The organism is Microbacterium aurum, from assembly GCF_016907815.1.
In the GTDB taxonomy this organism is placed as follows: domain Bacteria; phylum Actinomycetota; class Actinomycetes; order Actinomycetales; family Microbacteriaceae; genus Microbacterium; species Microbacterium aurum.
This window is the reverse complement of the sequence record NZ_JAFBCQ010000001.1, coordinates 1,514,670-1,538,720: the sequence shown is the minus strand read 5'-3', so window position 1 is coordinate 1,538,720 and position 24,051 is coordinate 1,514,670. Positions and strand designations below refer to the sequence as shown.

Genomic DNA, 24,051 nt, shown 5'->3' with positions numbered 1-24,051 from the left:
AACGTCGCCGATGTTCACTGTCGCGGCACCGATCGTTAACCTTCGCCGGGGATGATCGGCCGGGTCAGCCGGTGGCATCGTGCCGCCGGCAGGAAGAAAGGCTTCTGATGCGCGAAGTGTTCCACCAGTCGCTCGAGGACGTCCAGTCCCGTCTCGTGGAGATCGCCGAACTGGTCACCGTCGCGATCGAGCAGGCCACGCGCGCCTTCGGCACGAGCGATGTCGCGCTGGCCGAAGAGGTCATCGAAGCCGACCAGGTGATCGACGACAAGGCGATCGCTCTCGACGAGCTCGCGATCCAGATCCTCGCCCGGCAGCAGCCGGTGGCCCGCGACCTGCGCATCGTGGTCGCGGCCCTGCGCGTCAGCGCGTCGCTGGAGCGCATGGGCGACATCGCCGAGCACATCGCGCAGCTGACGCGCATGCGCTTCCCCGAGCGCGCGATCCCCAAGGGCCTGAAGAGCACCTTCACCCGCATGGGCGAGCTCGATGTCGAAGTAGCCCGCGTGCTGACCGAGCTGCTCCGCACCGAGGACCTCTCCCTCGTGGAGACCCTGCGCGCGCTCGACGACCAGCTCGACGACCGTCACCTGTCGGTGTTCGAGAAGGTCCTGAGCGACAACTGGCAGGGCGAGGCCGGCGCCACCGTCGACGCGACGCTGGCCAGCCGTTACCTGGAGCGCTTCGCCGACCATGCGCTGTCGGTCGCGAAGAAGGTCGCCTACCTCGCGACCGGCGACTGGACCCCCGACACCGACTCGATCGCGATCATCGCCGCCGCCGAGGTGGCCGCCGAGGTCGCCGCCGCTGAGGCCGACATCTCCGGCAACGCCGGCTGAGCAGCCGCACACGACGACGAAGGGGGATGCCGACCGGCATCCCCCTTCGTCGTCGTCAGCGTCGTGTCAGCGCGCGCCGCCGTGTCAGCGCTTGCCCTGGCTCGCGACGGCCGCAGCTCCCGCGGCGGCGGCCTCTGGGTCGAGGTACTCCCCCGGTCCGAGCGGGAGGAAGTCCTCGCCGAGCTTGTAGACCAGCGGGATGCCGGTGGGGATGTTCAGCTCCGCGATGTCGGCGTCGCTGATGCCGTCGAGGTGCTTGACGAGCCCGCGCAGCGAGTTGCCGTGCGCGGTGACCAGGACGGTCTTCCCCTCCTTCAGGTCGGGGATGATCTCGCTCTCCCAGTACGGCAGCAGGCGGTCGATGACCATCTTCAGCGACTCGGTGCGGGGCACCTCGCCATCGATGCCGACGTAGCGGGGGTCGTTCACCTGGCTGTACTCGGCGTCATCGGGAAGCGGCGGCGGCGGCACGTCGAACGACCGGCGCCACAGCATGAACTGCTCGTTGCCGAACTCCTCGAGGGTCTGGGCCTTGTCCTTGCCCTGCAGCGCGCCGTAGTGGCGCTCGTTGAGACGCCACGAGCGCTTGACCGGGATCCACAGCCGGTCGGCGGTGTCCAGCGCGATGTTCGCGGTCTGGATCGCGCGGGACAGCAGCGACGTGTGCAGGACGTCGGGCAGGATGCCCGACTCCTTCAGCAGCTCGCCGCCGCGTGCCGCCTCCTCCCGGCCCTGCTCGGTGAGACGGACGTCCACCCATCCGGTGAACTGGTTGGTCTTGTTCCATTCGCTCTGCCCGTGGCGGAGCAGGATCAGCGTGTAGGGCGCAGTCATGATCGTCATCATACCGACGCGGACGCTGGCATCATGGGGTCATGCCGCCGGAGAAAGCCCCCGTTCGCGGCGGGACACGCCACGCCTCGGGCCACATCACCCGCGGCACGACGAACACCAACCGGCTGCGCCGCGTCGACCGCTGGATCGCGCGGCATCCGGTGCTGCGACGCACGACAGACCCGTTCGTCGTGGACCTCGGCTACGGCGCGAGCGGCGTCACGGCGTTCGAGCTGGAGGCCCGACTGCGCGCCGCGCGGCCCGACGTCGAGGTGCGGGGGCTGGAGATCGACCCGGCACGGGTGACGCGCGCGCAGGAGCAGTTGGCGCAGGTGCGCGCCGGACGCACGCCGTTCGCTCCCGACGCGCACGTGACCTTCGCCCGGGGCGGCTTCGAGGTGCCCGCCGACGGCGGCCGTCGTCCCGCCGTCATCCGCGCGTTCAACGTGCTGCGCCAGTACGACGAGTCTGATGTCGCGGCGGCGTGGGCGCAGATGTGCGCGCGTCTGCAGCCGGGCGGAATGCTCGTCGAGGGCACGTGCGACGAGCTCGGCCGCATCTGCACGTGGGTCGAGGTCGGCGCCGACGCGGTGCCGCGCACCCTCACGGTGTCCCTGCGGCTCACCGCGCTGGACTCCCCCGCCGTCGCCGCCGAGCGGCTGCCGAAGATCCTCATCCACCGCAACGTCCCCGGTGAGCCGGTGCACGCCTTCCTCGCGGCGCTGGATGCCGAGTGGACGCGCGCCGTGGGCACCGCCCCGTTCGGCCCGGTGCAGCGCTGGCGCACGGCCCTGGCTGCGCTGGCCGCCGCCGGATGGCCGGTGCAGGCGCGGTCCCGGTGGCGGCTGGGGGAAGTGACCGTGCCCTGGTCGCTCGTCGCGCCGCGCTGACGCGCGCCGCCCGCGCGTGCGCCGCCGCGCGGCAGGGTTTCAGACGCGCGGCAGGGCGGCGCGCGCCTCGGCGGCCGGCATGCCCGCCGCCGTCATGAGGTCCACGGCCAGCGGACGGAGCGCCCCGATGAGGTTCTGGTCGACGATCGAACTGCCCGCAGCCAGCGCGGCCGGGTCGAGGCGCGAGGCGACGGCGCGCACCGCCTCGCGGGCGGCGGGCTCGTACGCGATGTCGGTGAGGGCGTCGGAGAGCAGGCGGGCGCCCGCGCCGAGCTCGGCGAGCAGGTCGGCCGCGACGGGACGCGACGCGCCGTCGTCGCAGAGGTACACGACCCGACGCGCGATCACCCGGAGGTTGCGCGTCGCGAGGTCGAGGTGCGTGCGCACCCGGTCCTGCCGCTCGAACTCCGGCCGCTGACGGCGCAGGAACGGCGAAATGCGGGCGATCTGCGTGCCCGAGTCGATGCCCTCCCGCCACCGGTCGACGGGCGCCTGCAGCGCCCGCGCCTTCTGCAGCCCGCGGTCGGCGCGCACGACATCGCCCCGGCGGAGGGCCTGCACGAGCGTCGCAGTGGCACTGTCGAACGCCGCCAGCGCTTCGATCCCCTCCCGCGTCACCGCCCGCAGCGGGCTCCGCGGCAGAAGCGCCGTGACCAGCAGCGCCGCGACGCCGCCGACCACACCGTCCACGAGCCGCAGGAACGGGACGCTCGCCGGGATCACCAGGACGATCGCGGACTGGATCGCCGCCGCGATCGCGAACCCGGGCTGCGGCGAGAGGAAGCGCGCCACCGCGAGGCTCGCCGCGAGCGTCAGCCCCAGCTGCCACCAGCCGATCCCCGCGACCAGCACGATGAGCTCGGAGACGAGGATGCCGACGACCATCCCCACGACGGTCTCGAGCACGCGGCGGGGACGGGCGTCGCGGACGAGCCCGAGACTCGACACCGTCACCGTCGCCGCCAGCAGCGGAGCGGCGTGCCCCAGCACGGCATGCGCGAAGACGTAGGCCGCGGTCGCCGCCACCACGATCTGCACGATCGCCGGGGCCGACTCAGTGACCCGCTCCCACCCCGCCCGCGGATGCCAGCGGGCACGCCATCCGGTCGGGATCGCCGCGGTCGGCGGCTCGGCGGCGGGCTCGGGGGCGGCCACGGCGGGGCCGTTCAGCGCCGACGCGAGAGCCGCGGCATCCGAGGCACGGATGCGACCCGCCCGGCGTCGGGGGGCACGATGACCTCCTGCGCCGCCGCGATGCGCGTCGCCTCGACGGCCGCCGTCAGCGCGGCGTCCACGGGCACGGTGCGCTTGAGCAGCGCCAGCGCGATGGGCCCCTCCTCGTGGTGACGCGCGGCCGAGGTGATCGTCCCGACGACATCGTCGCCCGAGAACACGTCGGCACCGGGCTCCGGCACCTGCGCGTCGCTGCCGTCGAGCTGCAGGAACGCCAGCCGGCGCGGCGGGTGGCCCAGGTTGTGGACCTTCGCGACGGTCTCCTGCCCCCGGTAGCAGCCCTTGTCGAGGTGGACCGCCGTCCGCAGCCAGTCGGCCTCGTGTGGCAGCAGTCGGCCGTCGGCGGCTTCGGCGGTCACGCGGGGCCGCCATGCCGCGACGCGCAGCGCCTCGGCGGCCAGCCGGCCCGCGATCGCCTGGTCGCCGTCCGCCGCGGCGCGGGCGATGCGCGCGAACTCGACCTCGTCGACGATCGCCTCCGCCCAATCGCGCTCGGACCCCGGATGCGGCAGCACGGCGGCGTAGCCCCAGCCACCGGCGACGATCCCCGGCCACGGGTCGTGCCAGACCGCCCGCGTCGACAGCGCGGCGACGGCGGCGGCCGTGCCGCCGATGACGTACGCCCGGCCGGTGAGATCCTGCGGGTCCACGCGCAGGCGGAAGCGCATGCGGGTGAGCCAGGTCAGCAGCGCCGCCGCGCGCTCGCGGTCGACGACGAGCCACGTGCGCTCCCCGTCGTCGACGACGCCGGCGGCGTGCTCCACGTGCCCCTGCGGGTCGAGGACGAGCAGTTCCGTGCTCTCGCCCGCGGCGAGCCCGGTGACAGCCTGCGAGGTGATCGAGTCGAGCCACGACAGCCGATCGGGACCCTCCACCGCCAGCACGGCGCGGTCGCGGAGCGGCGCGAGGGCGAGACCCGCGGCCAGGTCGCGCTGCTCGCGGTGCGGCGCGCCGACGTGGGCGAGGCCGGCCTCGTCGACGACGGCACCGGGGATCGCGCGCAGGAGGTCGTCGGTCACGGCGCGCTCACTCCGCCCGCGCCAGGCGCGCCGAGGCGTGCGAGGCGAGCTCGCCTCCGAGCGCGGCGATGTCCCACGCCCACAGCAGGTGGCCGTCGACCAGGCCATACATGCGTGTGGCCGCGGTGTAGACCTTGGCGCTGGACGGGCGGATCACGGCATCCGTCGCAAGGTCGATGCGCGGCCCGCGCACCTGGCCGAGGTAGAGCTCACCGATGCCGTCGGAGTGGACGATCGCCACCTCGAGGTCGAAACCGCCCTCGGCGTTGCGCAGCGCCTCTACGTCGTCCGCCGTCCGCGGTGCAGGACGGGCGGCGGATGCCGGCAGCAGCGCCGGGCCGGCGTCGACGGCCGCCGCGGGGCGGGCGAGACGCCAGTATCCGGTCTCGGCGACCAGCGGCGTGCGGGACTCCCCGTCGCCGAGCAGCCAGGCGCTCGCGGCGTAGTTGACGTAGTCGCCGCCGTCGTGGCTGAAGCTGACGCGGTGCGCGAACTCGCCCTGGAACGCGGCGCCGTCGGCCTCGTAGTCGATGACCCCGGTGCCCTCCCAGACGCCGAGCAGCCACGACAGCGGAACGATGTCCGCCGGCAGATCAGTCGGAAGGTCGATCACGACGTCAGCGCTGGCCGCGGTAGAGGTTCTTGATCACGACGCCCGAGACGAACACGATCGCCAGCGACGCGAGCGCAAGAAGCCCGACGAAGAAGAGTTCGAGTGCGACGAGGTCCATGGGAAACACTCTACCCTTCACCCGAACAGGCTGATCAGTCCCATGCCGAGCCCGAACAGGCCCATCACGACGAGCGCGCCCAGCACGCTCGCCGCGACCCGCCGCAGGAACCCCTCCGCGTGACCGACGCCCAGCTGGACCGCGAACGCGAGGATCAGACAGCCGGCCAGGCCCACCGGCATCCATGCCGCTCGCCAGTCCTCCGGCGCGACGATCCCGATGACGACGGAGATCACCGCGGCGGCCACCCAGACGGCGATGATGCCGCCGAGTCCGGCGCGCGGAGCGAGCCCAGGAACGGTCATGACTCGTATTCTCGCGCACCCGCGACCCCCGCGCACACCCGCCGGTGGCGGGCGCCGCGTGACCAGCCGCGGCGAGGTCCTAGTATTGGGGTCACGGCCCGGTCGTCCGCGCCGGAAGGGACCGCATGGCTCAGCTTCTCGTCTTGAGTTCCGCCGCAGGCGGAGGGGTCGTCCTGCCCGCGCTCGAGCTGCTCAGCCACCGCGTGCGACAGATCCCCGCCGAACCGGCGCACCTCGTCAACGCCCCGAGCGCCGACGTCATCTTCGTGGACGCGCGCACCGACCTCGTGGGGGCGAAGTCGCTGTGCAAGATCCTCAACACGACGGGCCTGGACGCGCCCCTCGTCCTGGTCGTCACCGAGGGCGGTCTCACGGCCGTGTCGACGGACTGGGGCATCGACGACGTCATCCTCGTGGGCGCCGGCCCCGCCGAGGTCGACGCACGGATCCGCCTCGCGGTGGGGCGACAGAGCGCCGAGCAGCCCTCCAGCCGCATCCAGACCTCCGGCATCACGATCGACGAGTCCTCCTACTCGGCGAAGGTGCACGGCAAGCCGCTGGATCTGACGTACAAGGAGTTCCAGCTGCTGCACTTCTTCGCCACGCACCCCTCCCGCGTGTTCACGCGCGAGCAGCTGCTGAGCGAGGTGTGGGGGTACGACTATTTCGGCGGCACCCGCACGGTCGACGTGCACGTGCGGCGGCTGCGCGCCAAGCTCGGCGACCTCGAGCAGCTCATCGGCACGGTGCGCAACGTGGGCTACCGCTTCAACGTCTACGAGGACGACCAGGTGCCCGCGCCGCGGGAGCGGTCGCAGGCCTGAGCGGGTTAACGCGCCGGTCACCTCGCCCTGACATGATGAAGGGATGATCGACACCGACGTTCTGGACACGGGCCTCGGCGACGCCGACGACGACGACTTCGACGAGACCGTCGAGTACGACGATTCGCAGTTGCCCGATCACCGCTACATGGACCGCGAGCTCAGCTGGCTCGCGTTCAACCAGCGGGTGCTGGAACTGGCGGAGGACCCGACACTGCCGGTGCTCGAGCGCGCCAACTTCCTCGCGATCTTCGCATCGAACCTCGATGAGTTCTTCATGGTCCGCGTGGCGGGCCTCAAGCGCCGCATCGTGACGGGGCTGGCGGTGCCCACCAACGTCGGCCGCGCCCCGCAGGACGTGCTCTCGGACATCTCCGAATCGGCCCACGCACTGCAGGTGCGTCACACGCGCGCGTGGCTGGACCTCGTGAAGCCCGCGTTGGCGGATGCCGGCATCGAGGTCGTCTCGTGGGAGGACCTGTCGGCGGACGACCGCGACGACCTGTACGACTACTTCCAGTCGCAGGTGTTCCCGGTGCTCATGCCGCTCGCCGTCGACCCCGCCCACCCCTTCCCGTACATCTCGGGGCTGTCGCTGAACCTCGCGATCCGCATCCGCAACGCCAAGACCGGCCGGCAGGAGTTCGCGCGCCTGAAGGTGCCGCCCATGCTCCCCCGGTTCGTCCAGCTGCCGCCCTCGGGGGGGCGCGCCCGCTACCTGCCGCTGGAGCAGCTGATCGCCCATCACCTCAGTGACCTCTTCCCGGGGATGGAGATCCTCGAGCACCACGCCTTCCGCCTGACCCGCAACGAGGACATGGTCATCGAGGAGGACGAGACCGAGAACCTCATCCAGGCGCTCGAGGCGGAGCTGCTGCGCCGCCGGTTCGGCCCGCCCATCCGCCTGGAGGTGACCGAGCAGATGGACGAGGTCACCCTCGATCTGCTGATCGCCGAACTCGACATCACCGAGCAGGAGGTGTATCGCCTGCCCGGGCCGCTCGATCTGCGGGGACTGTTCGACCTCGCCAAGATCGACCGGCCGGAGCTGCACTATCCGGCACACGTGCCGGTCACGGCATCCGCCTTCCAGCCCGCCGAGCAGAACGGCCGCGCCGACTTCTTCACCGCGATCCGCAAGGGCGATGTACTGGTGCACCACCCGTACGAGTCGTTCACCACGAGCGTCGTCAGCTTCCTCGAGCAGGCGGCGCGCGACCCGCATGTTCTCGCCATCAAGCAGACGCTGTACCGCACGTCGGGCGACAGCCCCATCGTGCAGGCGCTCATCGACGCCGCCGAGCGCGGCAAGCAGGTGCTCGCCCTCGTCGAGGTCAAGGCGCGCTTCGACGAAGCCGCGAACATCGTGTGGGCCCGCAAGCTCGAGAAGGCCGGCGTGCACGTCGTGTACGGCCTGGTCGGGCTCAAGACCCACTGCAAGCTGCTGCACGTCATCCGCGAGGAGGACGGGATGCTGCGCAGCTACAGCCACATCGGCACGGGCAACTACAACCCGAAGACGAGCCGGCTGTACGAGGACTTCGGCTTGTTCACCGCCGACGAGCAGGTCGGCCGCGACCTCACGCGCCTGTTCAACGAGCTGAGCGGCTACGCGATCGAGAAGAAGTTCAAGCGGCTGCTGGTGGCTCCCCTGCACCTGCGCAAGGGCCTGCTGCGCCTCATCGACAAGGAGCGCCGCAACGCCCTGGAGGGAAAGCCCGCCCACATCCGCATCAAGGTGAACTCGATGGTCGACGAGCAGATCATCGACGCGCTGTACCGGGCGAGCCAGGCAGGCGTGCGCGTGGACGTGTGGGTGCGCGGGATCTGCTCGCTGAAGCTGGGACTCGACGGTGTCAGCGACAACATCACGGTCCGCTCGATCCTGGGCCGCTACCTCGAGCACTCGCGCATCTTCGCCTTCGCGGGCGACGGCGACCCGCAGGTGTACATCGGCAGCGCCGACATGATGCACCGCAACCTCGACCGCCGCGTCGAGGCGCTGGTGCGGGTCGTGGCCCCCGGCCACATCAAGGAGCTCGTCGACCTGTTCGACCTCGCGATGAGCGACGAGACGAGTTCGTGGCACCTCGAGCCGTCGGGCGACTGGTCCCGGCACAGCGTGGGCGAGAACGGCAAGCCGCTCGTGGATCTGCAGGAGCGGACCATGACCCAGGTGCAGCGTCGCCGCCGGGCGCGCGCGGTGCGATGACTCAGACGGCTGTCTACGCCGCGGGCGGCGTCGTGTGGCGCCTGGTCGAGGGCAAGCTCAAGATCCTGCTCATCCACCGCACGGCATATGCCGACGTGACGCTGCCGAAGGGCAAGGTGGACCCCGGCGAGACGCTCGCCGAGACGGCGGCGCGGGAGATCTTCGAGGAGACCGGCATCCGCGTCGCCCTCGGCATCCCCGTCGGAGTCTCCCGCTACCGCATGCCCAAGGGCCGCGAGAAGATCGTGCACTACTGGGCGGCCGAGGCGACCGACGACGCGATCCGCGCGTCGGCGTTCGTGCCGAACAAGGAGATCGCCGCGCTCGAGTGGGTGTCCCCCCGCAAGGCGCTCGGCTACCTCTCGTACCCGGTGGATGTGGAGATCGTCGAGGAGTTCCTCCGCTACGTCGAGGACGGAGTGCTCAGCACGTTCCCGATCGTCGTGCTGCGCCACGCGAAGGCCGTCGCGCGCGAGGACTGGGACGGCCCGGATGCCGCGCGTCCCCTCACGGCGCGCGGCGCGCGGCAGGCGAAGGCGATCGTCGGCCCGCTGCGCGCGTTCGGCGTCCGCAAGATCGTCTCCAGCGACGCCGTGCGGTGCGTGACCACCGTGACGCCGCTGGCCGCCGCGCTCGGACGCAAGATCGACCGCACCCCGCTGATCGGCCAGGACGCGTGGGAGGAGGGCACGTCCGACCCGCGCGCCGTCATCGGCCGGCGCGTGCGGTCCCGCAAGCCCGCCGTGCTGTGCAGCCACGGTCCGGTGCTCCCCAGCATCCTCACCGAACTGGCGCTCGCGACCGGCACGCTGCGCGGGTCGTATCTGGGCAGCGCGTCGGCGCTCGACACCGGTGCGTTCTCGGTCGTGCACCTGTCGGCGACGAACCCCGGTTCGGGCGTCGTCGCGATCGAGACGCACGAGCCGAAGGTCTGAGTGACGGACCTCCGTGCCTGTCCGGCCGTTCACCTGTCGTTCACCACCACAGCCCACTTTGGTAAGAGTCGGTGTCTACCGTCATGGCGAGCCCTGCACCAGGGGCGCATTTCCATGACAACCCGAAGGAACACACACGTGAAGCTCACACGCCTCGCCCAGATCGGCGCAGTCGCGGCCGTCGCCGCCCTCTCGCTCACCGCCTGCGCCGCGAACGAAGGCGGCACCACCCCGGCTGCCACCGACTCGCAGGCCCCCAGCCTCACGGGCACCCTCAACGGCCAGGGCGCCTCGTCGCAGCAGGTCGCCGTGCAGTCGTGGACCGCGCTGTTCAACCAGACCAACCCCGACGCCGTCATCAACTACGACCCGGCCGGCTCCGGCACGGGCCGCGAGTCCTTCCTCGCCGGCGCCGTGAACTTCGCGGGCTCCGACCGCGCGTTCAAGACCGACGAGATCGCCGAGGGCGGCTTCGGCGCGTGCGCCGCCGACTCGGGCCTGGTGGAGATCCCTGCCTACATCTCGCCGATCGCGATCATCTTCAACGTCCCCGGCGTCGACGCGCTGAACCTGGACGCCGCGACCGTCGCGGGCATCTTCGCCGGCACGATCACCAACTGGAACGACCCGGCCATCGCGGCCGACAACGCCGACGCGACCCTGCCGGACCTCCCCATCAACCCGGTCCACCGCTCGGACAAGTCGGGCACGACCGGCAACTTCACCGACTACCTGTCGGCCAACGCCGCGGACATCTGGACGTGGGGCTCCGTCGAGGAGTGGCCCGCCGGTGTCGTCGGTGAGGCCGCGGAGAAGACCTCGGGCGTCGTCGAGGCCGTCAAGGCCGGCGAGGGCTCGATCGGCTACGCCGACTCGTCGCAGGCCGGCGGCATCTCGTCGGTGGCCGTGAAGGTCGGCGACGAGTTCGTCGAGCACTCCGCCGAGGGCGCCGCCAAGACGCTCGACGCCTCCGCCATCGAGGACGGCCGCACCGAGGGCGACCTCGCCTTCAAGATCGACCGCACGACGACCGAGGCCGGCGCCTACCCGGTGCTCCTCGTCAGCTACCTGATCGCGTGCGAGCAGTACGAGGACGAGAACGTCGCGGCCCTCGTGAAGGGCTTCTTCGAGACCGCTGTCAGCGAGGCCGGTCAGGAGACCGCCGCCACCAACGCCGGCAGCGCCCCGATCTCGGACGACCTGCGCGAGAAGTCGCTCGCGGCGATCGCCCTCATCAAGTAACGCGCTCGGGCGGCATCCCGCTTTCGCGGGGTGCCGCCCGGCCCGTGACCGGCACCACCCCACCCGAGTTCCCTCACCAGAGAGAGTGCGATGACAGCATCCACCGCCGACGCTCCCCCGCGGATCGCCGCCAAGCGGCGCCCCGGCGACCTGTGGTTCTCCGGCACCGCGGTCTTCGCGGGCTCGATGATCGTCGTCACCCTCGCCGCCGTCGCGATCTTCCTCATCGTCCAGTCGCTGCCGGCCTTCGGCGCCGACAGTCAGAGCGCGTCGCTGCTGACGACGAACTTCTGGGACTACGTCGGCCCGCTCCTGTTCGGCACGATCTGGGCGGCGTTCCTCGCCCTGCTCGTCGCGGTGCCGCTCTCGCTCGGCATCGCGTTGTTCATCACCCACTACGCGCCGCGCCGTCTCGCGCAGGGTCTCGGCTACATCGTCGACCTGCTCGCCGCGGTCCCCTCGGTCGTCTTCGGCCTGTGGGGCATCCTCGTCTTCGCCCCCTCGGTCGTCCCCACCTACAACTGGCTGAACGAGAACCTGGGGTGGATCCCGCTCTTCTCCGGTCAGGTGCTCAACTCCGGCCGCACGATCCTCACGGCCGCCCTCGTCCTCGCGGTGATGGTCGTGCCGATCATCACCGCGATCTGCCGCGAGATCTTCCTGCAGACGCCGGTGTTGCACGAGGAGGCGGCCCTCGCCCTCGGCGCCACCCGGTGGGAGATGATCCGCATGGCGGTGCTCCCGTTCGGGCGCTCCGGCATCGTCTCGGCCTCGATGCTCGGCCTCGGCCGGGCCCTCGGCGAGACGATGGCGGTCGCGATGGTCCTCTCGGCCACGAACGTGCTCACCCTGCAGCTGCTGACCTCGCAGAACCCCTCGACCATCGCGGCCAACATCGCCCTCACGTTCCCCGAGGCCTACGCCCTCAACATCAACGTGCTGATCGCGACCGGCCTCATCCTCTTCATCGTCACCTTCGCGGTCAACGCGGTGGCGCGCTGGATCGTCAGCCGCCGCAAGGAATTCTCGGGAGCGAACTGACATGGCCACCGCCCCTGCTCCCGCGCCGGTCCGCCCGGCCGCCCCCGCGCACATCCCGCTGACCTCCGGTCACCTGCCCCGCTGGGCGCCCTGGGCGCTGCTGGTCGGCTCCCTCGCGGTCTTCGGCGCCATCTACGGGGTGCTCGGCGCCGCCGCCGGCGGCGAGTTCTCCATCGCCGGCTGGCTCATCCTGTCGGTCATCGCCTATCTGGTGCTGATCTACACGATCTCCCGCATCGTCGAGGGCGCGCGCCGCGCGTTCGACCGGTTCGTCACCGGCATCGTCTCCAGCGCCTTCGCCATCGCCATGGTGCCGCTGGTGTCGGTGGGCTGGACCGTCGTCAGCAACGGCATCGCACGGTTCGACGCGACGTTCTTCTCCAGCTCGATGCGCGGCATCGTCGGCGAGGGCGGCGGCGCCGTCCACGCGATCTGGGGCACGCTGCTGATCACGCTGACCGCCGCGATCATCTCGGTGCCGATCGGCCTCATGACCGCCATCTACCTCATCGAGTACGGCCAGGAGAAGCGCCTCGCCCGCGCCATCACGTTCCTGGTCGACGTGATGACCGGCATCCCCTCGATCGTCGCGGGTCTGTTCGCGTACGCGCTGTTCGCCCTGATCTTCGGGCCGGGTGTCCGTATGGGCTTCGCCGGCGCCGTCGCGCTCTCGGTGCTGATGATCCCTGTCGTGGTCCGCTCGAGCGAGGAGATGCTGCGCCTCGTGCCGAACGAGCTGCGCGAGGCCTCGTACGCCCTCGGCGTGCCGAAGTGGCTGACGATCGTGAAGGTGGTGCTGCCGACCTCCATCGCCGGCATCACGACCGGTGTCATGCTCGCCATCGCCCGCGTCATCGGCGAGACGGCGCCGCTGCTGATCACCGCCGGGTTCACCGACGCGATGAACCAGAACCTGTTCGACGGGCGCATGCAGACGCTGCCCGTCTACATCTACTCGCAGTACGCCTACAAGGGCATTCCGCCCGAGGCTTACGTCGACCGCGCGTGGGCCGCCGCCCTCACCCTCATCCTCATCGTCATGGCACTGAACCTCATCGCGCGCATCGTCGCGAAGGTGTTCGCCCCGAAGACCGGCCGCTGACCGGCCGCCCACCGGCATCCGCCCCGTTAGGAACCATCGTGTCCAAGAGCATCGAAGTCAACGACCTCAACGTCTACTACGGCGACTTCCTCGCCGTCGAGGGTGTGGGACTGGAGATCCAGCCCCGCTCCGTCACCGCCTTCATCGGCCCGTCCGGATGCGGCAAGTCGACGTTCCTGCGCACACTGAACCGCATGCACGAGGTCATCCCCCGCGCCCGCGTCGAGGGTGAGGTGCTGCTCGACGGCGACAACCTGTATGGGCCGGGAGTGGACCCCGTGCTCGTGCGTCGTCAGGTCGGCATGGTGTTCCAGCGCCCCAACCCGTTCCCGACGATGTCGATCAAGGAGAACGTGCTGGCGGGGGTCAAGCTCAACAACAAGCGCATCTCCAAGAGCGACGCCGATGCGCTCGTCGAGCGGTCGCTCCAGGGCGCGAACCTCTGGAACGAGGTCAAGGACCGCCTCGACAAGCCCGGATCGGGCCTCTCCGGCGGTCAGCAGCAGCGCCTGTGCATCGCGCGCGCGATCGCCGTCTCCCCCGACGTGCTGTTGATGGACGAGCCGTGCTCGGCGCTGGACCCGATCTCGACGTTCGCGATCGAGGAGCTCATCCAGGAGCTCAAGCAGGAGTACACGATCGTCATCGTGACGCACAACATGCAGCAGGCATCCCGCGTCTCGGACAAGACCGCGTTCTTCAACATCGCCGGCACCGGCAAGCCCGGCAAGCTCATCGAGTACGACAACACGAGCACGATCTTCACGACGCCCTCCGTGCAGGCCACCGAGGACTACGTCTCCGGCCGCTTCGGATAAGCGCGTCGCAGGGGGCGGATGCCGGGGGGGCGGACGCTGGGGGGCAGGAGGCCGGGGGGCGGCTGGGAGCGGCTGGGGGCGGATGCTGGGGGGCGGATGCTGGGGCAGGCGCGCCGCGTCGGGGCGCGCCGCGGCATCCGCCGTACTAACTGCAAGGGATTCTGCGCGACACGCCGCCTCGCGCCGAGGCATCGCGGCGTGTCGCTGACGATCCCTTGCAGTTGGCATCTGCCCGCCCGGGATCATCGCCCTCTCCACAGCCTGCGTTTTCCGGCGACTGTCCACGGATGCTGCGCACGCGCCTCCGAGTCGACCGTGGCACCGCCACGATGGGCCGCATGTGTGATGCCCGCGCTTCCGTTTTCACCACGTCCGGCATGCGCGCCGGCGGCGTCTCCGGGACGATACTGACCGCCCGGATCGCCGACGGGTCGCTGGTCCGTGCCCGCCGCGGGGTGTACGTCGCACCGACGATCTGCCCCGCACTGCGCGCCGTGGCCGAGCACGGCGGCCGTGCCGCCTGCATCACGGCGGCACGACACCTCGGACTGTGGGTGCTGACCGCCGATCATCGCGCGCATGTCTGGCTGTGCAGCGGACAGCGCAGTTACCACCCATCGCAGGCTTGCGCCTGCGTCGAGCATTGGGATGACGGGCCGCGCGGCGCCCCGGCATCCGCCCCGTCTCTTCCCCGGATGCTCCTGCAGATCTACCGGTGCTTCGGGATCGAGGAGTTCTTCGTCGTGCTGGAGTCGGCGCTGGCAGCGGGCATGCTCGGCACCAGCGGCATGCGCTGGCTGCGTATGCATTCCAACGCGGCGATCCGCGAAGCGCTCGCGCTCGCCCGCAACGACGCGGACAGCGGCCTCGAGTCGCTGCTGCGGTGGAGGCTGCGCCGCCGCGGACTGCGGGTGCGGACGCAACGGCAGGTCTTCGCGGTCGGACGCGTCGACCTTCTCATCGGCGAGCGCCTTCTCGTCGAAGCGGACGGCGTGGACAACCACGGCAGCCCGTCACACCGACATAAGGATCTCGTGCGCGACGCGCACGCCGCGTCATGGGGCTACATCACGCTCCGATTCGACTACGCGATGATCGTGCACGACTGGGAGCTGGTCGAGGCGGCGATCCTGGGCGCGCTGAGCACCCTCGAGGGCGCTGGGGTCGGCCGAGTCTGAACGGCAAGGGATCGCCCCGGTCTCCCGGCGTGTCGCACCGAGATATCGGCGTGTCGCACATGATCCCTTGCCGTTGACGAGAGCGAGCGCACCGCACGCCGCGCCGGCGCACCGCCGTGCCGGTCAGTCGCGGGGGCTCAGCAGGTAGGCGTTGACGGCGGCGGTGAGCTCGGCATCGACCGGCACGTCGACGTCGTCGATCGCGGTGATCGGGGCGGCCAGGCGGACGCTGGAGACGAGCCACGCCGCGTCGGCGGTGTGCAGAGCGGATGCCGGGACGTTCTCGTACACCGTCTCGTATCCCTCGGCGGCGAGGTGGTCGAACAGGCTCAGCTGGGTCGTCCCGTGCAGGATGCCGCCGTGCGGGGCGGGCGTGACGAACGTGTCGCCGCGGCGGAGGATGAGCGAGGCGGTGGGCGCCTCGAGCACGAACCCATCGGTCGTGGTGAAGATCGCGTCGTCCGCACCGCGACGGTGCGCTTCGCGCAGGGCCGCCATGTTCACGGCATACGACAGCGTCTTCGCGCCCAGCAGCAGCCACGGGGCGCGCGTGGGCGCGTCGAGCGTGTAGCCCCGGTCGAGCGTCACGACGCGGATGCCGCGGGTGCGAGCCCGGGTGTTGTCGGCGGCGGTGGCCGCCGTCACCCACGCCGTCGGCGTCGGGCCGTGCTCGATCCCCCGGCTGAGGATGAGCTTGATGACGGCCTCGCCCGGTCCGCACTCCGCTGCGGCGCGCGTGACCGCCTCCCGCCACTGACGCGCGTTCGGCTGCGGCAGGTCGCACAGCTGCGCGGAGTGCGCGAGCCGGCTCAGGTGCGCCCCGACCTCCTGCGCGTGACCGTCGACGACGCCGATCGACTCGAAGATCCCGTCGCCGCGCTGGGTGCTGAGCTCCCCGACCGTCAGCGCTGGGGCCGCCGGGTCCACGGCGGTGAACGTCTCGGAGAAGTCGGTGCGGGCATCGTCGGATGCCGCGGGGTCGATCATCAGCGCGAAGTGCAGGGCCATGATCTGAGCCTAGGCGCGGGAATGCCCCGCCGGCCGCGCACGTTACACTGGATCAGCCGGGCCGCAGTAACCCCGGGCTCCATCTTTCGCCGCTGCGAGCGGCCACGCGCCGAGAGGCGTTCTGCGGCCCGGCACTTTCACACCCGCCGAACGTCGCACCGCGGAACGCCTCTCCCGCGCAGCGGCCACGTCAACGGGCGTTCTGCGGCCCGGCACTTTCACACCCGCCGAACGTCGCACCGCGCAACGCCTCTCCCGCGCAGCGGCCACGTCAACGGGCGTTCTGCGGCCCGGCACTTTCATACCCGCCGAACGTCGCACCGCGGAACGCCTCGCCTGCGCAGCGCCCCTCAGGTCAGCGAGTCCCGGCGCCACAGACCCGCGCTCGCGCGGAGGTCGGTCGCGTAGGTGTCCAGCCGCAGCGCCCGCGTCGTGAAGGCGCTCGCCCGTTCCGGCTCGGTCGCGTCGTAGTCGTCGGCGAGGTCGGCCGAGCCTGCCGCCTCGACGCGGCAGAAGGATGCGGCGCGATCGAGCGCGACGGCGAAGTCGCCGCGGAAAACGCCTCGCAGGATCTCGTCGACGAGCGCGGTGAGCTCCTCGGGACCGGCCGGAGTGGGCGCGCCGGCGACGACGTCGTCTGCGGAGCGCAGCACGGCGCGACCCCGCTCGTACAGCAGCGCCGCGGTGCGGGCGTCGTCGCGCACCATGAGCTGCAGCAGGTACAGCCGCCACAACGTCCCGGGCAGCGACTTCGCCGGCGAATGGGACCAGAGCTCGGCGATCGTGTCGATGCCGTGGGCTTCGGTGAAGGTCACGAGGCGCTCGATGACGGCATCCGTCGGCTCGTCGCGCACGCGCGTCAGCAGAGCGGATGCCGTGGCGTGCGCGACCCGGGAGACGTCCGCCGGATCGGTCGATCCGAAGCGGCGGTCGAAGGTGTCCGCGGGACGCTGCACCGGACGGTGGTAGTCGCGCGGCTGGTCACTCACCCGTCAAGGGTACCTGCGCACCCCGGCGGGCGGGCCGGCTCAGACGGTCGGGATGGCGATGATCGGCGCGGTCGTCGGCGCGCCGCTCGGTGAACCGCCGGCAGGTTCGACCGTGACCGCGATGGTGTCGCCGGGCTGCATCGTGCCGGTGAGTTCCGCCGTCGCCGCGCCGCCGTCGGCGTCGAACGTGCCCGCCGGCACCGGCTCGTCGCCGCGCACGAACCACAGCTCGAACGTGCGGTCGGTGGGCAGCTGCGGGAGCCCCTCCGCCACCAGCACGACTTTTCCGACGCTCTGCGACCAGTGCGCCGTCGCCTGGCCGCCGTCGAAGTCGACGGCGGCTGACGCCGCGTCGGGGGCGCGCTCGATCTCGTCCAGGGCGGTGACCGCGGCAGGCGTGTTCCACAGCTTCGCGATGACACCGGTCCCCCACCCGATGCCGACGAGCAGCACGAGGCAGGCGGCCAGGGCGAAGACGCCGCGCGCCCACGTGCGGCGCCCACTGACGCGGACGTGCTTCTCGCGATTCTGCTCTTAGTACCGTCGCGACGACGCGCGATTGCATTCTCGACAGACCTCTTGCAAGCCGTCGACCCGGGAGCGCTTTCGGTTGAACTCGACGCGCGGCTTGAACTTTCCGCAGCTGCCGCACCGCTTCGCGTTAGCGCCGGCCTCTGCGCCGTAAAGAGACATACGTCAGGAATACACCTGAGCCCCAGTCTGGCAGACACACAACATGGTCTCGATCGCATACCCCCGGGTGTATAGTCGATATACCCCCAGGGGTTTATTGATCGAAGGAGTGGGCGATGTGCAGCAGGGTGACGTGTGCAGAATGCGGCAAGGCGACGTGGGCCGGTTGCGGCCAGCACGTTGAGGAGGCGCTGTGGGGTGTGCCCGAGGCGGACCGCTGCCCCGGACACGACCTTGCGGGCGTCGCGTGAGCAGGCCGCGCCCCATCCGGCTGTTGGTGATCCCGCTCCTGCTGCTGGCAGCGGGCACCGTCGCGGCCTGTGCGCCGGCGACGACATCGATCGAGGTGACGACCGGTACCACCGTCGTCGACGTGCGCACCCCCGCCGAGTACGAGGGCGGGCACCTCGACGGTGCGGTCAATCTCGACGTCAGCGCCGCCGATTTCGAGGCCGGCCTCGCAGAGCTCGATCCGACGGCCGACTACCTCGTCTACTGCCGGTCCGGCAACCGTTCCGCCCGCGCCGTCGCGCTGATGGAGCAGGCCGGCTTCACCTCCGTTCACGACGCGGGCGGCCTCTCCGACGCCGCGACCGCGACCGGACTCGCCGTCGTCGACTGACGACGCTGACACGAAAGGCCCGACATGACCACCCGAGAGATCGCCATCCGGGGGTTCCACGACGTCATCGACCAGAACGACATCGTGTTCCTCGACTTCTGGGCTGCGTGGTGCGGCCCGTGCCGGATGTTCGCGCCCGTCTTCGAGAAGGCGGCCGGGCAGCACCCCGACATCGTGTTCGGCAAGGTCGACACCGAGGCGCAGCGCGAGCTCGCGGCGGCATTCCATATCTCGTCGATCCCGACCCTCATGGTGTTCAGGGAGGGGGTGCTGGTGTTCTCACAGCCCGGTGCCCTCGGTGCACCGCAGCTGGACCGGGTGATCGCGGGCGTGCGGGGCCTGGACATGGATGCCGTGCGCGCACAGGTCGCGGCACAGAAGGCGGAGCGGGAGGCTGTGCGATGAGGATCGTGATCGTGGGCGGTGTCGCCGGAGGCATGAGCTGCGCGGCCCGGGCGCGCCGGCTCGATGAGAGCGCGGAGATCGTGGTGCTCGAACGCGGCGCGCACGTGTCGTTCGCGAACTGCGGTCTGCCCTACTTCGTCGGCGGCGAGATCACCGAGGAGCGGTCGCTGCTAGTGCAGACCCCGCAGTCGCTTCGCGCCGCTCTCGCTCTGGACGTGCGCACCGGCAGCGAGGTGACGGCCGTCGACATCTCCGCGAAGACCGTGTCGGTGCGCACGGAGGACGGTACCTACGAGCTGTCCTACGATGCGCTCGTGCTCTCGCCGGGTGCGTCCGCTCTGCGCCCACCGCTGCCGGGGCTCGACTCGCCCCGGGTGCGCACGCTGCGCACGGTGGAGGATGCCGTGGCCCTCCGCGACGAGGTGCTCGCCGGCGCCCGGCGGGCCGTCGTACTCGGTGCGGGCTTCATCGGGATCGAGGCGGCCGAGGCGCTGGCCAGGCAGGGCCTGGAGGTCTCGGTGGTCGAGCTAGCCCCGCACCCGTTGCCGCCGCTGGAGACAGAGCTGGCATGGCTGATCACGCAGGAACTGGGCGAGCTCGGAGTCGAGGTGCGTACGGGGATCGCCGCCGCGAGCGTTGAGCACGGCGACGATGCCGACGTGGTCGTACTCGCCGACGGCGCGCGGCTGGCGGCCGACATCATCGTGCTCTCAGTCGGAGTATGGCCAGACACGGCGCCGTTCGAGGCGGCCGGCATCACCTGTGAACGGGGCGCGATCGTCGTGGATGCGCACGGCCGCACCTCCGCCCCGGGAGTGTGGGCCGCGGGCGACGCGACGGTGTCGGTCGACGCTGTCACCGGCATCCGTCGCCCGGTAGCCCTCGCGGGACCCGCGAACCGCGCCGGACGCCTGATCGCCGACGACATCTTGCGACCGGACGACGCGCGAGCTCTTCCGCACCCGGTCGGCACGGCGATCGTGCGGGTCGGAAGACTCACCGCCGCCCTCACCGGCGCGAACCGCGCAGCGCTTGATGCCGCGGGCATCGAGTACCGCACCCTGCACCTGCACCCGAACCAGCATGCGGGCTACTTCCCCGGCGCCGCCCAGGTACACCTCGTCGTGCACATCCGCACCGCCGACGGTGCGCTGCTCGGTGCCCAGGCCGTCGGCACCGAGGGGGTGGACAAGCGCATCGACGTGCTGGCGACCGCGATCCGCGCGGGCCTGCGCGTCGATGATCTCATCGACCTCGACCTCGCCTACTCGCCGCCATACGGGCAGGCCAAGGATCCTGTCAACCTCGCCGGCATGGTGGGCGAGAACGTCCTCGCCGGCACGCTGCGGCTCTGGTACCCGGAAGACCTCGACGAGGCGCGGGAGAACGCGTTGATCCTCGACGTCCGCACCCCCGCCGAGTACGCCACGGGGTTCGTGCCGAGCTCGCTCAACGTCCCGCACACCGAGCTGCGGGACCGCCTCGACGAAGTACGCGCCGCCGCGGCCGGCCGGGCCGTGCGCGTCATGTGCCAATCGGGCGTGCGATCGGCGATCGCCCACCGCGTGCTGGTGCAGGCGGGCTTCGACTCCGCCTCGCTGTCGGGCGGCATGCTTACGCTGCGGGCCTGGCTCGGCGCGCGGCAGAACGAGGTCTTGGAGCGGCCAGGAGTGCTCGCGCATGCGTAGGCTCGCTGCGGCATCCTGCTCACGCAGCAGGTCAGAACGGGTGCTGATGGCACTTGCCGGGATCTTCCTCGCGGCGCTCTCGCTGAACTCGCTCGACCAGCCCTGGTGCGCGATCCCCGCCGGGGTGTGCGCAACGTTCCTGGCGATCGGCGCGATCACCGGCTAGTGTCCTGATCCGTTAATTCGTTTCAGGTATCGGGCGATGGAGTCGAGGATGTCTTCGGCGGTCTTGGTCCAGATGAATGGTTTCGGGTTCTCGTTCCAGGCTTTCACCCAGTCGCGGAGGTCTCTCTCCAGGGACTGAACGTTGCGGTGGTCGGAGCGTTGCAACAGGTCGCGGGTGACTTCGGCGAAGAGCCGCTCGACCTGGTTGATCCAGGAGGAGTACGTCGGGGTGAAGTGCATGTGGAACCGGGGATGCTTCTCCAGCCACGCCTTCACAGTCGGATGTTTGTGCGTGGAGTAGTTGTCGCAGACGACGTGCACGTCGAGGTGTTCGGGAACGTTCTTGTCGATCTTGGTCAGGAACTTCTTGAACTCAACCGAGCGGTGCTTGCGATGCACCGAGGAGATCACCGTGCCGTCGGCGACGTTCATCGCGGCGAACAGGCTCGTCGTGCCATGCCGGACATAGTCGTGCGTGCGCCGCTCGGGGACGCCCGGCATCAGCGGGAACGCGGGCTGCGAGCGGGCCAACGCCTGCACCTGGCTCTTCTCGTCGACGCTGAGCACGACGGCAGACTCCGGCGGGTTCAGGTAGAGCCCGACGATGTCGTAGACCTTCTCCGTGAACAATGGGTCGTTGGAGAGCTTGAAACCCTCCTCCAGATGGGGCTTGAGTCCGAATGCCTTCCAGATCCGCCCCACCGTCGAGCGCGACAGCCCGGAACGTTCGGCCATCTTCGCCCTCGACCAGTGCGTCGCATTCTTCGGGGTCGATTCCAGAGTGTCGACGATGACCTGCTCAACCCGGTCCACTCCGATCAGCGGCGGCCGTCCCGGCCGCGGCTCGTCGACGAGCCCATCGAGACGCTGCTCAAGGAACCGGGTCCGCCACTTGCGCACCGTGGGCAATGACACCAACAGCCGCCTGGATACCTCGGAGTTGGAGCTGCCCGTCGCGCATTCCAGCACGATCCTCGAACGCAGAGCGAGATCCTGCGCCGACTTGCGGCGACGCACCCACCGCTCCAGCTGATCACGCTCCACATCCGAGAGGGTCAGCTCGGGAAGCACAGGTCCTCGTCGCGACATACTCCATTCTACAAAACTAGAAATGAATTAGCGGTGCAACACACTAGTGCCCCACACAACTACTGAACCGCCGCGATGCACACACGCCGACGAATACGCTCGGCTGCGACGAGGCACGCCAGCCCATCGACACCCACCCCCGGCCCTGAAGGGATCCCACTCATGAGCACCACCGACGCCGACGCGCACAAGCGCATCGTCAACCGCCTGCGCCGCGCCCGCGGCCAACTCGATGCCGTCATCGCGGCGGTTGAGAACGAACGCCCCTGCCGCGAGGTCGTGACCCAGCTCTCAGCGGTGTCGAGCGCGCTCGACCGTGCCGGCTTCGCGATCGTCTCCACCGCGATGAAGGACTGCATCGCAGACCCTGACGCCGCCCGCGACCAGCAGGGCCTGACGACCGAAGAGCTCGAGAAGCTCTTCCTCATGCTCGCCTGAGCACCGAACGAAGGAGAAACCCTTGTGTTACGCCGTCGCCTGCCGAAAGTGCGGCAAGACCACCTGGTCAGGATGCGGTCAGCACGTCGACCAGGTCATGCGCGGCGTACCGGCGGCCCAGCGCTGCCAGGGCCACCAGGGCGAGAAAGGTACCGGGTTCTTCGCGAAGCTGTTCGGACGATGAACGCGGGCGATCTCGGACAGTCGAGCGTGGAGGCTACGACGGCTGCGACCCGGCTCTGGTCTCCTGGACACTAGGGAAGAGCAGCAGGGAGATGCCGATCGCCGCGCCCGCACCGAGAATCTGGGCACCGAGGAACGGGAGCACCGAGCTGGGGGCGATGCCGGCGAAGGTGTCGGTGAAGATGCGGCCGATGGTGACGGCGGGGTTGGCGAACGAAGTGGAGCTGATGAACCAGTAGGCAGCGCCGATATAGGCGCCGACCGCCGTCGCGATCACCGGTGCGGGCCGGCCGGTGCGGCTGAGCCCGATGATCAGAAGCACGAGCCCTGCGGTGGCGACGATCTCGGCGAGGAACGTGGCGGGGGTTGCGCGGTCGGTGGTGGAGATCGCGGTCGGGGTGGCGAACATCGCGTGGGCCAGGATCGCGCCGCCGATCCCGCCTGCGAGCTGCGCCGGCAGATAGACCGATAGTTCGCGTGCGGGCAGCCCGGTGCCGGTTCTGCTGCCGAGGAGGGTGTCGGCGAGCGAGACCACGGGGTTGAAATGCGCGCCGGAGACCGGGGCGAGCAGCAGGATCAGGACGCCGAGGCCGAGCGCGGTGGCGATCGAGTTCTCCAGCAGTTGCAGGCCGGGATCGGTGGAGAGGCGCTCCGCGGCGATCCCCGATCCGACCACGACCGTCACCAGCAGCCCCGTGCCGAGGAACTCGGCGAGGCTGCGCCGCCAGAGCGAGAGCCGCCTCACGACCGGTGAGCCGTGAGGTCGGGCGTGAGCTCGGTGAGCAGCTGCTGGACGTGCTGGCGGATCTCGTCACGGACCGTGCGGATGCCGTCCAGGTCGAGGTCGGCGGCCATCTGCGAGCGGCCGGAGTTCTGCACGCAGACGTAGAGGATCTCCGGCACCGGCTTGCCGATCAGCCCGCGCGACTGCGCCAGGGCGACCAGCCGGTCGCGGGCGAACTTCTCCGCAACCGTAGGCAGGTGCGTGGAGACGTTCGCGGTCCGCGCGAGGGCGGCGTAGGACTCGAACCCCACCCGCTCGACGGTCTCCTCGCTCACCATCCCGGCGAACTGCTGCGCGAGGCGTTCGGCGGCTCGGTGCAGCACCGAATCCGGGGGGAGCAGCCCCTCCTGGCCGCGCTGCGCGTTCATGCCGCCCTCCCCGCGGGCAGCAGCTCGGCGATCAGCGCCTCGACACGGGAGCGGATCTCGTCCCGGATCGGCCGGACGGACTCGATGCCCTGCCCGGCGGGGTCGTCGAGCAGCCAGTCCTCGTAGCGCTTCCCGGGGAAGATCGGGCAGGCATCCCCGCAGCCCATCGTGATCACCACGTCCGACTCGCGCACCGCATCGACAGTGAGCAACTTCGGCGTGCCGCCTGCGATATCGATGCCCTCCTCGGCCATCACGGCGACAGCGACCGGGTTGATCTGATCCTTCGGCTCGGACCCAGCCGACAGCACCTCGACCCGATCCCCGGCCAGGTGCTGCAGGTAGCCGGCGGCCATCTGCGACCTCCCGGCGTTGTGGACACAGACGAACAGAACAGTGGGCTTCTCACTCATGAC

The 24,051-nt window shown here is 70.4% G+C and carries 28 protein-coding genes and 1 pseudogene; 17 read left to right on the top strand and 12 right to left on the bottom strand.

Annotated features, from left to right (window positions below):
* Positions 1-107 precede the first annotated feature (107 nt).
* Positions 108-839 carry a phosphate signaling complex protein PhoU gene (phoU, locus tag JOD60_RS07730; protein ID WP_076690095.1) on the top strand — a complete coding sequence of 244 codons (732 nt, stop codon included), beginning with the start codon at positions 108-110 and terminating at the stop codon, positions 837-839.
* A gap of 84 nt (positions 840-923) precedes the next feature.
* Here phoU and JOD60_RS07725 read toward each other — a convergent pair whose 3' ends face one another.
* Entirely contained in the window at positions 924-1,673 is a 750-nt protein-coding gene (locus JOD60_RS07725) for a phosphoglyceromutase (protein ID WP_076692114.1), read from the bottom strand.
* A 41-nt stretch (positions 1,674-1,714) separates the two neighbouring features.
* On the opposite strand from JOD60_RS07725, the gene JOD60_RS07720 reads away from it, so the two are divergent.
* Positions 1,715-2,563 (top strand): class I SAM-dependent methyltransferase, encoded by an 849-nt coding sequence (locus JOD60_RS07720; RefSeq protein ID WP_076690093.1) that lies wholly within the window; start codon positions 1,715-1,717, stop codon positions 2,561-2,563.
* A 39-nt stretch (positions 2,564-2,602) separates the two neighbouring features.
* Here JOD60_RS07720 and JOD60_RS07715 read toward each other — a convergent pair whose 3' ends face one another.
* The 4 genes from JOD60_RS07715 to JOD60_RS07700 form a co-directional block, all read right to left on the bottom strand.
* Positions 2,603-3,718 carry an FUSC family protein gene (locus tag JOD60_RS07715; protein ID WP_232321722.1) on the bottom strand — a complete coding sequence of 372 codons (1,116 nt, stop codon included), beginning with the start codon at positions 3,716-3,718 and terminating at the stop codon, positions 2,603-2,605.
* 11 nt (positions 3,719-3,729) lie between these two features.
* Complete coding sequence (gene ygfZ / locus JOD60_RS07710) at positions 3,730-4,815, bottom strand: CAF17-like 4Fe-4S cluster assembly/insertion protein YgfZ (protein ID WP_076690090.1); 1,086 nt, start codon at positions 4,813-4,815, stop codon at positions 3,730-3,732.
* A 7-nt stretch (positions 4,816-4,822) separates the two neighbouring features.
* A complete protein-coding gene (locus JOD60_RS07705; protein WP_076690087.1) occupies positions 4,823-5,428 on the bottom strand; it encodes a heme-binding beta-barrel domain-containing protein in 606 nt (201 codons plus the stop codon).
* 135 nt (positions 5,429-5,563) lie between these two features.
* Complete coding sequence (locus tag JOD60_RS07700) at positions 5,564-5,851, bottom strand: hypothetical protein (protein WP_076690084.1); 288 nt, start codon at positions 5,849-5,851, stop codon at positions 5,564-5,566.
* Positions 5,852-5,976: 125 nt separating this feature from the next.
* On the opposite strand from JOD60_RS07700, the gene JOD60_RS07695 reads away from it, so the two are divergent.
* The 8 genes from JOD60_RS07695 (at position 5,977) to JOD60_RS07660 (ending at position 15,203) form a co-directional block, all read left to right on the top strand.
* Positions 5,977-6,675, top strand: a complete 699-nt coding sequence (locus JOD60_RS07695; RefSeq protein ID WP_076690081.1) for a response regulator transcription factor — start codon at positions 5,977-5,979, stop codon at positions 6,673-6,675.
* A 43-nt stretch (positions 6,676-6,718) separates the two neighbouring features.
* Positions 6,719-8,887: an RNA degradosome polyphosphate kinase gene (locus JOD60_RS07690; RefSeq protein WP_076690078.1), complete on the top strand. Its 2,169-nt coding sequence runs from the start codon at positions 6,719-6,721 to the stop codon at positions 8,885-8,887.
* On the top strand, positions 8,884-9,822 hold the full coding sequence (locus JOD60_RS07685; RefSeq protein ID WP_076690075.1) for an NUDIX hydrolase: 939 nt from the start codon (positions 8,884-8,886) through the stop codon (positions 9,820-9,822). Before JOD60_RS07690 ends, JOD60_RS07685 begins: the two co-directional genes overlap by 4 nt.
* Before the next feature lie 138 nt (positions 9,823-9,960).
* Complete coding sequence (pstS, locus tag JOD60_RS07680; RefSeq protein ID WP_076690072.1) at positions 9,961-11,064, top strand: phosphate ABC transporter substrate-binding protein PstS; 1,104 nt, start codon at positions 9,961-9,963, stop codon at positions 11,062-11,064.
* Between the two features lie 90 nt (positions 11,065-11,154).
* Complete coding sequence (pstC, locus tag JOD60_RS07675) at positions 11,155-12,105, top strand: phosphate ABC transporter permease subunit PstC (protein WP_076690069.1); 951 nt, start codon at positions 11,155-11,157, stop codon at positions 12,103-12,105.
* 1 nt (position 12,106) lies between these two features.
* Complete coding sequence (gene pstA / locus JOD60_RS07670; protein WP_076690067.1) at positions 12,107-13,207, top strand: phosphate ABC transporter permease PstA; 1,101 nt, start codon at positions 12,107-12,109, stop codon at positions 13,205-13,207.
* A gap of 38 nt (positions 13,208-13,245) precedes the next feature.
* On the top strand, positions 13,246-14,025 hold the full coding sequence (gene pstB / locus JOD60_RS07665; RefSeq protein ID WP_076690064.1) for a phosphate ABC transporter ATP-binding protein PstB: 780 nt from the start codon (positions 13,246-13,248) through the stop codon (positions 14,023-14,025).
* Between the two features lie 338 nt (positions 14,026-14,363).
* Positions 14,364-15,203 (top strand): endonuclease domain-containing protein, encoded by an 840-nt coding sequence (locus JOD60_RS07660; RefSeq protein ID WP_084202136.1) that lies wholly within the window; start codon positions 14,364-14,366, stop codon positions 15,201-15,203.
* Between the two features lie 123 nt (positions 15,204-15,326).
* Here the strand turns inward: JOD60_RS07660 and JOD60_RS07655 are convergent, their stop codons facing one another.
* The 3 genes and pseudogenes from JOD60_RS07655 to JOD60_RS07645 form a co-directional block, all read right to left on the bottom strand.
* The gene (locus JOD60_RS07655) at positions 15,327-16,211 is read right to left on the bottom strand and encodes an aminodeoxychorismate lyase (protein ID WP_076690061.1); all 885 of its coding nucleotides are present in this window, start codon (positions 16,209-16,211) and stop codon (positions 15,327-15,329) included.
* Between the two features lie 350 nt (positions 16,212-16,561).
* Entirely contained in the window at positions 16,562-17,200 is a 639-nt protein-coding gene (locus JOD60_RS07650) for a DNA-directed RNA polymerase subunit beta (protein WP_076690058.1), read from the bottom strand.
* A gap of 39 nt (positions 17,201-17,239) precedes the next feature.
* Positions 17,240-17,698: pseudogene (locus JOD60_RS07645) on the bottom strand (anti-sigma factor); the annotation flags it as partial.
* 311 nt (positions 17,699-18,009) lie between these two features.
* On the opposite strand from JOD60_RS07645, the gene JOD60_RS17380 reads away from it, so the two are divergent.
* The 5 genes from JOD60_RS17380 to JOD60_RS07625 are packed head-to-tail and all read left to right on the top strand — an operon-like array spanning position 18,010 to position 20,774.
* On the top strand, positions 18,010-18,144 hold the full coding sequence (locus JOD60_RS17380; RefSeq protein ID WP_448262326.1) for a DUF8730 family Cys-rich protein: 135 nt from the start codon (positions 18,010-18,012) through the stop codon (positions 18,142-18,144).
* A complete protein-coding gene (locus JOD60_RS07640; protein ID WP_232321720.1) occupies positions 18,141-18,515 on the top strand; it encodes a rhodanese-like domain-containing protein in 375 nt (124 codons plus the stop codon). Before JOD60_RS17380 ends, JOD60_RS07640 begins: the two co-directional genes overlap by 4 nt.
* A gap of 24 nt (positions 18,516-18,539) precedes the next feature.
* Entirely contained in the window at positions 18,540-18,920 is a 381-nt protein-coding gene (gene trxA / locus JOD60_RS07635) for a thioredoxin (RefSeq protein ID WP_076690055.1), read from the top strand.
* Positions 18,917-20,608 (top strand): FAD-dependent oxidoreductase, encoded by a 1,692-nt coding sequence (locus tag JOD60_RS07630; RefSeq protein WP_076690052.1) that lies wholly within the window; start codon positions 18,917-18,919, stop codon positions 20,606-20,608. The genes trxA and JOD60_RS07630 overlap by 4 nt, the downstream gene beginning before the upstream one ends.
* Positions 20,601-20,774, top strand: a complete 174-nt coding sequence (locus JOD60_RS07625) for a hypothetical protein (RefSeq protein WP_157127894.1) — start codon at positions 20,601-20,603, stop codon at positions 20,772-20,774. The genes JOD60_RS07630 and JOD60_RS07625 overlap by 8 nt, the downstream gene beginning before the upstream one ends.
* On the opposite strand, the gene JOD60_RS07620 is transcribed toward JOD60_RS07625, so the two are convergent.
* Positions 20,771-21,862 carry an IS630 family transposase gene (locus JOD60_RS07620; protein ID WP_076690049.1) on the bottom strand — a complete coding sequence of 364 codons (1,092 nt, stop codon included), beginning with the start codon at positions 21,860-21,862 and terminating at the stop codon, positions 20,771-20,773. The genes JOD60_RS07625 and JOD60_RS07620 overlap by 4 nt on opposite strands.
* Positions 21,863-22,024: 162 nt before the next feature.
* Here JOD60_RS07620 and JOD60_RS07615 point away from each other — a divergent pair, with 162 nt between their 5' ends.
* Complete coding sequence (locus tag JOD60_RS07615) at positions 22,025-22,300, top strand: metal-sensitive transcriptional regulator (protein ID WP_076690046.1); 276 nt, start codon at positions 22,025-22,027, stop codon at positions 22,298-22,300.
* A 22-nt stretch (positions 22,301-22,322) separates the two neighbouring features.
* Positions 22,323-22,484 carry a DUF8730 family Cys-rich protein gene (locus tag JOD60_RS17375; protein ID WP_448256866.1) on the top strand — a complete coding sequence of 54 codons (162 nt, stop codon included), beginning with the start codon at positions 22,323-22,325 and terminating at the stop codon, positions 22,482-22,484.
* A gap of 33 nt (positions 22,485-22,517) precedes the next feature.
* Here JOD60_RS17375 and JOD60_RS07610 read toward each other — a convergent pair whose 3' ends face one another.
* From JOD60_RS07610 to JOD60_RS07600, 3 genes are read right to left on the bottom strand one after another with little or no spacing between them, the layout of a single operon-like run.
* Entirely contained in the window at positions 22,518-23,228 is a 711-nt protein-coding gene (locus JOD60_RS07610; protein ID WP_076690043.1) for an aquaporin, read from the bottom strand.
* Positions 23,225-23,635 carry a three-helix bundle dimerization domain-containing protein gene (locus tag JOD60_RS07605; protein WP_076690040.1) on the bottom strand — a complete coding sequence of 137 codons (411 nt, stop codon included), beginning with the start codon at positions 23,633-23,635 and terminating at the stop codon, positions 23,225-23,227. Before JOD60_RS07605 ends, JOD60_RS07610 begins: the two co-directional genes overlap by 4 nt.
* Positions 23,632-24,048 (bottom strand): arsenate reductase ArsC, encoded by a 417-nt coding sequence (locus tag JOD60_RS07600; protein WP_076690037.1) that lies wholly within the window; start codon positions 24,046-24,048, stop codon positions 23,632-23,634. The genes JOD60_RS07605 and JOD60_RS07600 overlap by 4 nt, the downstream gene beginning before the upstream one ends.
* Positions 24,049-24,051 lie beyond the last annotated feature (3 nt).

Bases quoted from the DNA above. Each gene is read 5' to 3' on its own strand.
- JOD60_RS07620 (WP_076690049.1), bottom strand. From the start codon at position 21,862: ATGTCGCGACGAGGACCTGTGCTTCCCGAGCTGACCCTCTCGGATGTG.
- JOD60_RS07725 (WP_076692114.1), bottom strand. From the start codon at position 1,673: ATGACTGCGCCCTACACGCTGATCCTGCTCCGCCACGGGCAGAGCGAA.
- JOD60_RS07625 (WP_157127894.1), top strand. From the start codon at position 20,601: ATGCGTAGGCTCGCTGCGGCATCCTGCTCACGCAGCAGGTCAGAACGG.
- pstC (WP_076690069.1), top strand. From the start codon at position 11,155: ATGACAGCATCCACCGCCGACGCTCCCCCGCGGATCGCCGCCAAGCGG.
- JOD60_RS07600 (WP_076690037.1), bottom strand. From the start codon at position 24,048: ATGAGTGAGAAGCCCACTGTTCTGTTCGTCTGTGTCCACAACGCCGGG.
- JOD60_RS07630 (WP_076690052.1), top strand. From the start codon at position 18,917: ATGAGGATCGTGATCGTGGGCGGTGTCGCCGGAGGCATGAGCTGCGCG.
- JOD60_RS07720 (WP_076690093.1), top strand. From the start codon at position 1,715: ATGCCGCCGGAGAAAGCCCCCGTTCGCGGCGGGACACGCCACGCCTCG.
- JOD60_RS07605 (WP_076690040.1), bottom strand. From the start codon at position 23,635: ATGAACGCGCAGCGCGGCCAGGAGGGGCTGCTCCCCCCGGATTCGGTG.
- JOD60_RS07655 (WP_076690061.1), bottom strand. From the start codon at position 16,211: ATGGCCCTGCACTTCGCGCTGATGATCGACCCCGCGGCATCCGACGAT.
- JOD60_RS07690 (WP_076690078.1), top strand. From the start codon at position 6,719: ATGATCGACACCGACGTTCTGGACACGGGCCTCGGCGACGCCGACGAC.
- JOD60_RS07685 (WP_076690075.1), top strand. From the start codon at position 8,884: ATGACTCAGACGGCTGTCTACGCCGCGGGCGGCGTCGTGTGGCGCCTG.
- JOD60_RS07615 (WP_076690046.1), top strand. From the start codon at position 22,025: ATGAGCACCACCGACGCCGACGCGCACAAGCGCATCGTCAACCGCCTG.
- JOD60_RS07660 (WP_084202136.1), top strand. From the start codon at position 14,364: ATGTGTGATGCCCGCGCTTCCGTTTTCACCACGTCCGGCATGCGCGCC.
- JOD60_RS17380 (WP_448262326.1), top strand. From the start codon at position 18,010: ATGTGCAGCAGGGTGACGTGTGCAGAATGCGGCAAGGCGACGTGGGCC.
- JOD60_RS07700 (WP_076690084.1), bottom strand. From the start codon at position 5,851: ATGACCGTTCCTGGGCTCGCTCCGCGCGCCGGACTCGGCGGCATCATC.
- pstA (WP_076690067.1), top strand. From the start codon at position 12,107: ATGGCCACCGCCCCTGCTCCCGCGCCGGTCCGCCCGGCCGCCCCCGCG.
- JOD60_RS07695 (WP_076690081.1), top strand. From the start codon at position 5,977: ATGGCTCAGCTTCTCGTCTTGAGTTCCGCCGCAGGCGGAGGGGTCGTC.
- trxA (WP_076690055.1), top strand. From the start codon at position 18,540: ATGACCACCCGAGAGATCGCCATCCGGGGGTTCCACGACGTCATCGAC.
- phoU (WP_076690095.1), top strand. From the start codon at position 108: ATGCGCGAAGTGTTCCACCAGTCGCTCGAGGACGTCCAGTCCCGTCTC.